The following is an 11,443-nucleotide window of genomic DNA, read 5'->3' as shown; positions in this document are numbered from 1 at the left end:
ATTATTTGAGATTCACTTAAATTTAATAAATTGGTTTCATATACATAAACACCATTAAATAAACAGGGACATAAATTTGGGACACCAAATTTATGTCCCTGTTTACTGTCCTTATTTTAACATATTTTAAAAATAAAATCTATTAAAATCTTGACACATAAAATGTGATAAAATAATTTAATAAGATATAGGAGCTATATGCAAAAAAAAGAAATACTAATAAAAAATGAAAAAATATTTTATATAGAAGAAAATAGTGGAAAACCAAAGGTTCTTTTTCTTCATGGTTTTAACTCATCACACAGCTTTGCACAACAAGTTTATAAAATAACAGATAGAAATTATGATGTTGTTGCTTTTGATTTTCCAGGTTGTGGATTGAGTTCTAATAATGGAACTATAACTATTGAATATTATCAACAAATTGCAGAAGAATTTGTTAAAGAAACGGGAATTTCCTTTAATTTAGTAATAGGTCACTCTCTTGGTGGAGCAAGTGCTCTTCATCTATTAAATAATAATTTAGTTCCTAAAGCACTACTTGCCGCTCCAATAAATTACAATATTTTAGGGACTATTGCTAAAGAAACTTTGAAACAATCGAAAGAAAGACTTAATAAATGACTTCTGCCAAAAAACTATGAAGAAGCATATGAAAGTTCAGATAACTTAGTTTATGAAAATAAAAATAATTACAAAAAGAATTTAGAAAAAATAGCAAATGTCTTCTTAACAGTTACCAAAAATAAATTCGCTGTTTTTAATAATTTGGTAAGAAAACAAATTATTAATTCTTCTTATTTACAAAAAAATATTAAAAATCTTTACGCTATTAATAAAGATTATGAATTCATATCAGGAACCAAAGATATGTTTGTTCCTTTTATTTCTGTTGCTAAAATAGCTAGTGATTATAATAAAAATTTTATAGGACTAAAAAATTGTGGTCATGCTTTGTTTTTCGAAAAACCTAATGAAATAAACAAGAGAATTGAAGAAATTATTAAAACACAGACTAATTAACTTTATGTCTGTGTTTTTTTATAAAAATACTATACATTAAAAATTATTATTTTATCTTTTATGTAGATTTTCTTTTTAATTTCTTTATTATCAATATTTTTTATTACATTAGATTCGCTTAAAGCTTTAGTAAAAAGAGAATCTTCTGTATCGGTTTCTTCTTTTTCTATTACTGCTCTAACTTTTCCATTAATTTGAATCGGTAATTTAATTTTCTTATTTAAAATTAAATTCTCTTGCAAAATTGGTCATGATTGCTTGCTTATTTCATTTGCTTGTAATCTGCTTAACAATTCTTCTGAAAGATGTGGTGCTAAAACAGAAAGCATTATACAAAAATCAATTAACATTTGTTTGTTGGAAATTTTTTCAGTTTTATATAAACCATTTATGAAAACCATAAGTTTACTAATAGCAATATTGAATTTTAAATTTTCAATTGCGATTGTAACTTCTTTAATAGTTTCCTGTCATAAAGAAATCATCTCTGAATCATCAAAATTTGCATCAATTAAATCATTATTTGCGAATTTATCTAAAATAACTTCAACTCTATCTAATCATCTTCTTATACCTTGGATTGCATCTGTACTTCATTCTTTTGTATCAGTTAATGGTCCCATAAACATTTCATAAACTCTTAAAGTATCTGCACCATATTCGTTTACGATATCATCTGGGTTTATAACATTTCCTCTACTTTTAGACATTTTTTGCCCATCTGTACCTAAAATCATTCCTTGATTTACAACCTTAAAGAAAGGTTCATCATTAGGTAAAATCCCTATATCATAAAGGAATTTGTGTCAAAATCTAGAATAAATTAAATGTCCTACAGCATGTTCTTGACCACCAATGTATAAATCTACAGGAAGTCATTTTTTAAATCTTTTATATGCTTTGGGGCTATCTATATTTAAATATGTTCCATCTTCATTTTTAAGAATAAAAGCTAAAAAGTATCAAGAACTACCAGCTCACTGTGGCATTGTATTAGTTTCTCTTCTGTATTTTTTGCCATTTTTTTCAAAGTATAATCACTCTTTGTTATTTGCTAAAGGAGACTCTCCTGTTTTAGAAGGTTTAATATTTTGCATATATGGTAATTCTACAATTCCTTCATCTATGTAAATATTATCTTCTTCATCAAAATAAACTGGGAATGGTTCACCTCAATATCTTTGTCTTGAAAAAATTCAATCTCTTAGTTTGTAACTTATTTCTTTTTCAGAAATTCCCTTTTCATTTAATAATTTATAAATTTCTTCTTTTGCTTTTAAAATTTCTAAACCATTAAACTCTTCCGAATTAATTAATTTATTATCTTGCACAACTTTAATTATCTCTAAATCATATTTTTTAGCAAAATCATAGTCTCTTTCGTCTTCTCCAGGAACTCCCATAACAGCACCCGTTCCATAAGAATTTAAAACGTAGTCAGCAATTCAAATTGGAATTTTCTTATTATTTAAAGGATGGATAGCATATAAACCTGTAAAAATACCGTGTTTTTCTTTATTATTGGAAACTCTATCTCTTTCACTTAAAGTTTTAGTAAAGTCAATAAATTCTTTTATTTTTGGATTATTAATAATCACATCTACTAATTTGTTTTCTGGAGAAATAGCAATAAAAGTAACGCCAAATAATGTATCAATTCTTGTTGTAAACACTTCTATAATTTCACTATTATTTTCGATATGAAACTTAATTGTATGACCTTCAGATTTTCCTATTCAATTTTTTTGTAATTCTTTTAATGAATCCGAAAATTCTAAGTCATTTAATCCTTCTAACAATTTATCTGCATAATTAGTAATTTTTAAAACTCATTGTTTCATTGGTTTTCTAATAACTGGAAAACCACCTCTTTCACTAACTTTATTTCCTTCGTTATCAGTTATCACTTCTTCATTAGCAAGAACGGTCCCTAATTCTTCACACCAATTAACATCAACTTCTTTTATTTCTGCTAAATTATGTTCATATAATTTTTTAAATATTCATTGTGTTCATTTGTAAAATTTAGGATCAGTAGTATCCACCTCTTTAGATCAGTCATATGAAAAACCTAAACTTTTTAACTGTTTTTTAAAAGATTGAATATTACTTTGTGTAAAAGAAGCAGGGTGATTTCCTGTTTTTAGTGCATATTGCTCTGCTGGTAAACCAAAAGCATCTCATCCCATTGGATGAAGAACATCAAAATTATTTAGTCTTTTATATCTTGCTATTATATCTGTTGCTGTGTAACCTTCTGGATGTCCAACATGCAAACCTGAAGCGGATGGATATGGAAACATATCAAGAACATAAAATTTTTTTTCTTTATTTTCTGTTGTTTTAAATGAATTATTAATTTCTCAGTGTTTTTGTCATTTTTTTTCTATTTCTTTGTGATTATACATAATATTATTATTATATAAAAAAAACAATTTTGAAAAAATTTATTTTTGTGTTTTAAATCTTTTCAAAATCATTTCTTTTTCAATTGCACTTATTTCCATTTTTTTAATTTCAGATAACTCTTCTTCATATTTTTGTGCAAATTCTGAAGTTGGTTTTATAACTGGTTTTTTAGGAGCAAATAATTCACAAGCTTCATTTGCTTTTTCAATAGAAATTTCATAAGTACCTATTTTGTTAGCTAATTTAATAGTATCATTTTTGTTAAAAGTTAATAATGGTCTATATATTTGTAAACTTGTTTGACTACCAATAACATCCATTGATTCCATAGTTTGAGATGCAACTTGCCCTAAATTTTCTCCATTAGATATAGCTATGTAACCAAATTTTTTAGCTAAAATATCTGCTATTCTATAAAAACTTCTACGCATTAGATTTATTTTATAAGACTGGTCAGAAACTAAACCGATGTAATTCATTAAATCTGTATAGTTTATTTGAAATAATTTAGAACCACCTTGATAATTAGATAACAATTGAATAATTTTATCTACTTTTTGAACTGTTTTTTCATCAGTGTGTGGTGGTGTTATAAAAGACAAGAAATCAATATGCACACCTCTTTTCATCATTTCAAAAGCTGCAACTGGAGAATCAATTCCTCCAGAAATTAAATGTAAAACTTTACCAGAAATACCAACAGGTAAACCATCTAATCCTTTATAAAATTTAGAAAAAACATAAGAATATTTTTCTCTAACTTCAATATTGATTTGTTGATCAAAATTTTCCAAATCTACCTTTATTTCCTGTTTTTTTGCAAATAATTCGGTAGCAACTTCTTTTATAATTTCTTGTGAATTTAAAGGGAATTTTTTTCAGTTTCTATGACAATTTAATCTAAATTTTAAAAGATTATCATCAAATTGTCTTAAAACTTCTTCTTTTATGCTTTCTATATTAGTTTCTACTCTTTTTACAGGAGAAAAAGAAGAAATACCAAAAACTTTAGATAAATTTGCTAAAGTTTTTTCGCTATAAGGTAAATACATTCTATCAAAACTTACTTCTGGAATTTCCCCTGTAATTTTTATTATGTTTTGCTTCAAAGTGTTTATAAATTGTTTTCTATTACCACCTTTTAAAACTAATTCACCATATCTTATTAAAATTAAATCATACATATTATATTATTTCCTTTTCTAAAAATTTTACTATATTTTCTAATGCTTGTGGATAGTTTCCTTGTCTATGCATTTCTTCTGCTATTTTAAAACTGGCATCCAGTTTGTTTTTAGAACTCCTAAAAACATTCATATTTTTATATAAAAAATTTAATATTTCTTTGTATAAAAAATCAGTAAATATTTCTATATTATTTGTCAATAAATCATTTAACTTTTTAATATAAATTATTTTTTGGTCATTTTTTTCTTCATTTTCTATCAATAGAAACAAATTCAATATTTCTTTTTTGAAATTTTCATTTATATTTTCTTTATGTTTATTTACCAAAAAATCAGTAATTATTTCTTTTTGTAAAGAAAAATTGTTTAATAAATTCTTTTCTTTTAATTCAAAAAAATAAATATTTTTTAAAGCGATTAACTTAAAATCTATAATTATGAATTTTTCAAAAATACTTTTTATTTTTTCTATTTGTTCAAGATAAGTTTCTTTATTTAATAAAATATCTTCTAATAATAAATTTATATTATCTAATTCTTCTTTTGCTTGTATAAATGCTGTATTTTCTTTATTTTCTATGAAAAGAAGTAACTCATTTTTTTTCCTTGCTATTCTATTTTTTATAATCAAAATATTTTCTGTTACTATTTGTTTAGATCTTTTTTCTTTTTCTATTTTTTCTTTATTTTCTAATGTTAATTTATAAATAAATTTTAAATTAATATTAACTTTTTCAATATCAATTTCTTTATGTGCTTTCTTGACATTATTAAAAAGAATTTCTACTTGCTTTTTGTATTCTTCAAAAGAAAAAACTCTTTCCAATTGAAATTCTTCTTTGTTTTCAAAATAAAAATTTTTTAATGATTCAAAAATATTTGTCAAATTGTTGTCTATTTCGTTAGTAAATTTAACTACATAATTTAAAATTTTAAATAAATGAATTATATTTTCTTTATTTTCAATTAGTTTTTTGATATTTTCTTCTTTTTTATAGTTTAAATAATAATTTTGAGAAATAAAAACATTGTTGTTTGATATTTTTTTAATTAGTTTATCAATTTTTGCATGAATATATTTTATTTTGTCTTCATTGTTTTTAACAAATGTATTAGCTTTATGAAGATCTTGAGTCATTTTATTATAGTATCCTAAAAAAAACTTATTATTCTCAAAAATATAGTTATATTTTTCTTTTAGTTCTTCTAATATTTGAACTCTATCTGTAAAATAACTGTTAAGTTTTAACTCTATAACTTCATAAGAATGATTTATAATATTTGCTTTTTCAATTCTGCTTAAAAATTTAGTTTCTTCTTCGTTTTTATCTTTATGTTTTTTAATTATTTCTTTTAATTCAACTTCTTTTTGTTTTTCTTCTTCGTTTTTTAAATGCTCATGCTTAAAATAAATTTTTATTTGATTTATTAAAATATCAATTTCGTTTTTTATAGAATTGTTTTTTTCATTTTTTTTAACTTGTTCTTTTTTATTTCTTTCTTTTTCTTTTCTTCTTTTTTGTAAAACAAAAATAAGGATAATTAATCCAGTTATCAATAATAAAACTAAAAATCCCAATAAAAAAAATAAAAAATACTTCATTTGCTATTAAATTATACAAAAATGATGTAAAATATTAAAGCAATAAACACAGCTAAATAATATATATTAATATTTTTTAAATTTGTTTTAAATTTGGAAGTAAACTTTGCTGGATGTCGAAACCATTAAATTTAAAAAAATAATATGGAATTATTTCTTAACGTTTTTTGCAGAAAGAGGAAAAATGTCAAGATATACTGGTCCAATTTTCAAAAAATCAAGAAGATTAGGATTTTCAATTTTAGAAACTGGTAAAGAATTTGCAAAAGGTAAAAAAAGAACTTACGCTCCTGGACAACACGGACAAAAGAAAGTTAAATTATCTGATTATGGATTACACTTACACGAAAAACAAAAGGTTCGTTTTATGTATGGTTTAAATGAAAGACAATTCAAAAACACTTTCTTTAAATCTTCAAAACGTAAAGGTGTTGCTGGAACAAACTTCTTACAAATGTTAGAAACAAGGTTAGATAATATTGTTTACAGAGCAGGATTTGCTACAACAAGAAGACAAGCAAGACAATTAGTAAATCATGGTCACTTTACTTTAAATGGAAAAAAAGCAGATATTCCTTCAATGCAAGTTTCAATTAATGATGTAGTTGAACTAAAAGAAAAATCAAGAAAAAACGTTCAAATTACTGCAGCACTTGAATTAAAACAAAAAGCAGAATGAATTGAATATAAAGATTTTAAAGCTACTTTAAAAAGATTACCAGAAAGAAGAGAATTAAGTCAAGAAATCAATGATGCTTTAATTGTTGAGTTCTACAACAAATAATAATTTCAACACAGGAATTCTCCTGTGTTTTTTTGTCAAAAACTTGCTTTTTTTTTTTTTTTTTGTAAAATCTAATTGGTATCTAATAATTAAATTAGATAGAAATTAGATTTAATTAGTTAAGTGGCAAAATTAGCTAATTATAGTATTCTTTTATATATTTAAAATTATTAGATACAACTAAATGCTCCTAGTATTTATATTTGAATTGGAAAATAAGCACAATCTGTATGTGAGAAAAACAGGAACATAATTATTTAGTTCCTGTTTTAATATTTCTTTTTTTCACTTTTTACTATTAATAGCACTATAATTAAAATATAAGGAATTAAAATGAAAAAAGATAAAAATCACATTGACACAATGAAACCGTTTTTTCCGGAAGAATCAATAACATTTGATAGATTAGAAGATGATTTTCACAAACATCCAGTCATTATTTTTTATAACGAATGGGAAGAAATATATTATTACTTAAAATGTCGCAGTTCTATAAAACATAAAAATTTCAGACACGAACTTAATGGTGAATATCTAATTAAAAAGGCAAATAATGGATTATTAAATCACGATAGTTTTATAGATACTGCTCAAATTTATAAAATTTTTGAAAAAGATTTATTTAAAGTTTTTGATAAAAATAATTTACTTTATTTAGATACCAAATTTCTAGATTTAGATGATATTAAAAACATTTATTTTATGCTTTGAGATAATCTCAAACAAAATCCACCATATGTTTCTTTAAGTGAAATTTCTATAAAAAATGACCAAATTTATTCTAAAACACTTTATTGCCATAAAGATTTTTTAACTAGAGATTTTAATCACTTTAAAAATTCAAATAACAGTGAAGAGTCAATTTTAGAAAAGGAAAAATTGGTTTTAGATATCTTAAACAACAGAAACACATTAAAACAAACTTTATTAGAAATCAAAAATATTTATTTAGGTACAAATAGCGAATATAAAGAATTAATGGAAGAAATTGATTATTTTGAACAACACAAAAGTTCTATAATTAATAATCATAAGTCTTTCATTGAAACTAATAATTTTAATTGCCACCATTATTGTGCATCGCAACTAAAACAGATTTTTCTTGGTTTAGAATCAAAAATAGATGTATCTAAATATGCAACAAATAATTTTAATTGTTTTCAAATGGAACAAATTCGTTTAGGTTTAGAAAAAAATTTAGATGTTTCTCTATATGCTAAACCAATTTATGATAATTGACAAATGAAAGAAATAAGAGAAGGATTATTATCTAATATAGATGTTCTAAAATATACTGATCCAAATATTTCATCTGAAGAAATGAAAAATATTCGCTTAATATTGCAAAAAAATAAAAATCAACATTAGTTGATTTTTTGTTTAGTGTTTTTGCTTAAAAATTTTACAAATTCATTATAACGTAAAAAAGTATTATTTATTTTTAAGGTTTGCATTTGCTCTGGATTAAATAATTTTCTTGGAACTTCAAAAGCGATGTAACTAAAAGATGGTTCTACATAATTTGCTGTTTCATCTGTTGGTTCGCTTTCATTATTTTCTTTTAATTTAGCATTTAATTCTAGATTGGTAGAATAAAAATTTAAAGCATTATTTTCTTTTTGAATAATTGAATATAAAGAAAAATCCTTTTGTTTTGAATTTAAATCATTGTAATTATAATCATTAGATTTAAATAATGATTTAAATAAAGTATCTAACGATTTTGTATGAACAAAGTTATTTAATACATAAAAATTTTCTTTTAAATTTATTTTGCTTAAATAAAAAGCTACTTTTTGATAATTAAGCAAATTATTCATATGTTCTATTTCTTTAACATTATGATTTTTTTCATAATTTATAACATAGTAAAATAAAGTTTGTTTAAGATTATCTATATCTTTTTCATCTTTTATTAGATAAAAATCCTTAAGTTTTGTTTCATTTGAACTAACACTTGAATTACTTAAAAAGGTAAAAGTTTCATTAGATTTAACAATTTCTTTATCACCTAAATTATTAAACTCAATTTTATAATTTTCATATTGATTTTTTTCTTTGTCTTTTTCTGTTGTTGCACAAGAAACCATTGAAGTAGCAAAAATAGGAATGCTAACTAGTGAAGAAACTGAAAATAATAATTTATTTTTTAGCATAAAATTTCACCTGCAAAAATAGTGTCTATAATTAATAAATTGAAATATTTTTTCTTCATTTTTTCCGTCCTTTATTTTTGTATTTACATAATAATTATATAATAATAATAATAATCAAATATATTCATAAAATAATTTAAATTTATTCAAATAAATTCAATAAATACTTTTATAAAATTAAAAAAAGGAATAAAAAAAGCAGCAACTCCCTATTTTCCCATTTCTGGTATCTTCGGCGTAAAAGGTCTTAACTACTGAGTTCGGAATGGTATCAGGTGATCCCCTTTGCTATGGTCGCTTGTATATATATTACCATAAATTGTAAATTTGTCAAGATTTTTTTTAATTTTTTGTATAAATTTACAAAATTTAAAAATTAATTATAAAAAATTTTTTTTATTGTAAAATTTAAACAATTAATTAAATTTCTTTTTTTATTTTAACTTAAATTAATATATTAGGAGACATATGAAACCAACAAAATTATTTGCATTAGGTGGAATGCAAGAAATAGGTAAATCTACCCTTATAATAGAGCACGAAAATGACATAGTAATAATTGATGCAGGTATTAAATTTGCCGATACCTTTGCTACTGGAATTAAAGGAATAATTCCCGATTACTCTTATTTAAAAGAAAATCAGCACAAAATTAGAGGTTTATTTATAACTCACGGACACGAAGATCACATTGGTGGTGTTACTTATCTACTACAAGAAGTTCATATTCCTAAAATTTTTGCACCCAGAATTGCTATCCAATATTTAAAAGCTAAATTTGAAGATAGAGGAATTAGGAAAAAAGTAGAATATGTAGAAATTGAAAGAGATGCTGTTCATACTTTCAATACACTAGAAGTAGATTTTTGAACTGCTCAACATTCAATTCCCGATGCTTTTGGAATAAGAGTTAAATCTCCAAATGGTTCCATTATGTGTACTGGAGACTTTAGATTTGACTATACACCTATTGGAAATCTAACTGATTTTAGCAAACTAGAACAAATAGGTAACGAAGATTTAAGTGTGCTTCTTTCCGACTCTACAAATGCAATGAGACCTTTTCATTCACCAAGTGAAAAAGATATCTTAAAAGATATAGAAGCTCATATGTTAGATGCTAAAAAGAAAATAATAATTACTGCTTTTGCTTCTAATTTAACCAGAGTTAAAGTTATTATTGAACTTGCTGCTAAACTTGGTAAAAAAGTTGTAACTTTTGGAAGATCAATGGTAAATGGAGTCCAAATAGGAAGAAAAATGGGATATATTGATGCTCCTAATGATGTTTTTATTGATAAGAAAAACATTTCAAAATACCAAGATAACGAACTTGTTATTTTAACCACAGGTTCACAAGGCGAACAAATGGCAGCTTTAACTAGAATGTCACTAGGAAAACATCCTCAAATAACCCTAAAACACGGGGATATGATCATTTTTTCTTCTTCACCTATCCCTGGAAACAGAATCAAAATTGAATTATTAGTTAATAAACTATATAAAACAGGTGCTATTATTAAAGAAAATGGAGTTGATGGTTATCTCCATACTTCAGGTCATGCTTATAAAGAAGAACACGAAAAAATCTTCAGATTAACCAAACCAACATACTTTGTTCCTTACCATGGAGAATTTAGGATGTCAGTAGTTCATGGACAAACTGCCATTGAAAACGGAGTAAATCCTAATAATGTAATAATTCCAAGAATAGGTGAAATATTACATTTAATAAACAAAAAACTCGTAACTACAAAGGAATTTATTAATCCAGGACCAATTTTTATTGATGGAGATGTGGTTTCCAAAGTTAATGTTTCTTTAATGAAAGAAAGAGTTGCTTTAGGTGAAAATGGTTTTGTTTATATCGCTATTGCAATAGATAGAAATAAAAACATTATAGTAGGAAAACCAAGAGTAGTTTCTAGAGGTTGCTTCTATGTTAAGACATCAACCGATTTTGTTGAAGAAATCAAGAGATTAGTTCATGGAGCTGTTTTATTTACAATCAAAAATAAAGAAGATTGAACAGTTCCTGAATTAAGACAGTTAATAAAAGATCGTTTAATTCCTTTCTTTTATAAAGAAAAAAGAAGAAATCCTATAATTATTTCTTCCTTCTTATTTACAGATGATAAGAAAAATCCTTTAGAAGGATTTGAAAGACAAAAAGAAACAGAAGAAGACAATGAATTTGCTGATGAAGACGACTTAGACGAATAGAAACCCGTCTTTCCCAGTTGACGGGATTTTTTTCTTTTTTTTCACATATTTAATACTA

At 24.1% G+C, this 11,443-nt stretch carries 8 protein-coding genes and 1 rRNA gene; 4 read left to right on the top strand and 5 right to left on the bottom strand.

The genetic code is table 4. The features are described from left to right. The first annotated feature begins 198 nt into the window (after positions 1-198). Positions 199-1,023, top strand: coding sequence for an alpha/beta fold hydrolase (locus ACXX88_RS03345; protein WP_458559593.1), 825 nt, complete (start codon positions 199-201; stop codon positions 1,021-1,023). A gap of 29 nt (positions 1,024-1,052) precedes the next feature. On the opposite strand, the gene leuS is transcribed toward ACXX88_RS03345, so the two are convergent. Genes leuS through ACXX88_RS03330 form a run of 3 tightly spaced genes read right to left on the bottom strand, consistent with a single transcriptional unit; the run spans position 1,053 to position 6,177 of the window. Next, positions 1,053-3,431: a leucine--tRNA ligase gene (gene leuS / locus ACXX88_RS03340; RefSeq protein ID WP_458559592.1), complete on the bottom strand. Its 2,379-nt coding sequence runs from the start codon at positions 3,429-3,431 to the stop codon at positions 1,053-1,055. A 39-nt stretch (positions 3,432-3,470) separates the two neighbouring features. Continuing rightward, positions 3,471-4,616 carry a tRNA uracil 4-sulfurtransferase ThiI gene (gene thiI / locus ACXX88_RS03335; protein WP_436358762.1) on the bottom strand — a complete coding sequence of 382 codons (1,146 nt, stop codon included), beginning with the start codon at positions 4,614-4,616 and terminating at the stop codon, positions 3,471-3,473. 1 nt (position 4,617) lies between these two features. Then, entirely contained in the window at positions 4,618-6,177 is a 1,560-nt protein-coding gene (locus ACXX88_RS03330) for a hypothetical protein (protein WP_458559591.1), read from the bottom strand. A gap of 229 nt (positions 6,178-6,406) precedes the next feature. On the opposite strand from ACXX88_RS03330, the gene rpsD reads away from it, so the two are divergent. Both rpsD and ACXX88_RS03320 read left to right on the top strand, forming a co-directional pair. Then, complete coding sequence (rpsD, locus tag ACXX88_RS03325; protein WP_436358760.1) at positions 6,407-7,006, top strand: 30S ribosomal protein S4; 600 nt, start codon at positions 6,407-6,409, stop codon at positions 7,004-7,006. 333 nt (positions 7,007-7,339) lie between these two features. After that, a complete protein-coding gene (locus tag ACXX88_RS03320) occupies positions 7,340-8,374 on the top strand; it encodes an Mbov_0400 family ICE element protein (protein WP_458559590.1) in 1,035 nt (344 codons plus the stop codon). Here the strand turns inward: ACXX88_RS03320 and ACXX88_RS03315 are convergent. After that, positions 8,371-9,162: a hypothetical protein gene (locus tag ACXX88_RS03315; protein ID WP_458559589.1), complete on the bottom strand. Its 792-nt coding sequence runs from the start codon at positions 9,160-9,162 to the stop codon at positions 8,371-8,373. The two genes, ACXX88_RS03320 and ACXX88_RS03315, sit on opposite strands and share 4 nt — an antisense overlap. A 196-nt stretch (positions 9,163-9,358) precedes the next feature. Further along, positions 9,359-9,464, bottom strand: a 5S ribosomal RNA gene (gene rrf / locus ACXX88_RS03310). A 166-nt stretch (positions 9,465-9,630) separates the two neighbouring features. Between rrf and ACXX88_RS03305 the strand changes: the two genes are divergently transcribed. Beyond that, entirely contained in the window at positions 9,631-11,385 is a 1,755-nt protein-coding gene (locus ACXX88_RS03305) for a ribonuclease J (RefSeq protein WP_458559588.1), read from the top strand. The last annotated feature ends 58 nt before the right edge of the window (positions 11,386-11,443 follow it).

The organism is Mycoplasma sp. 5370 (assembly GCF_054343435.1).
The sequence above is the reverse complement of the archived record's forward strand: the minus strand, read 5'-3'. Positions and strand labels throughout refer to the sequence as shown.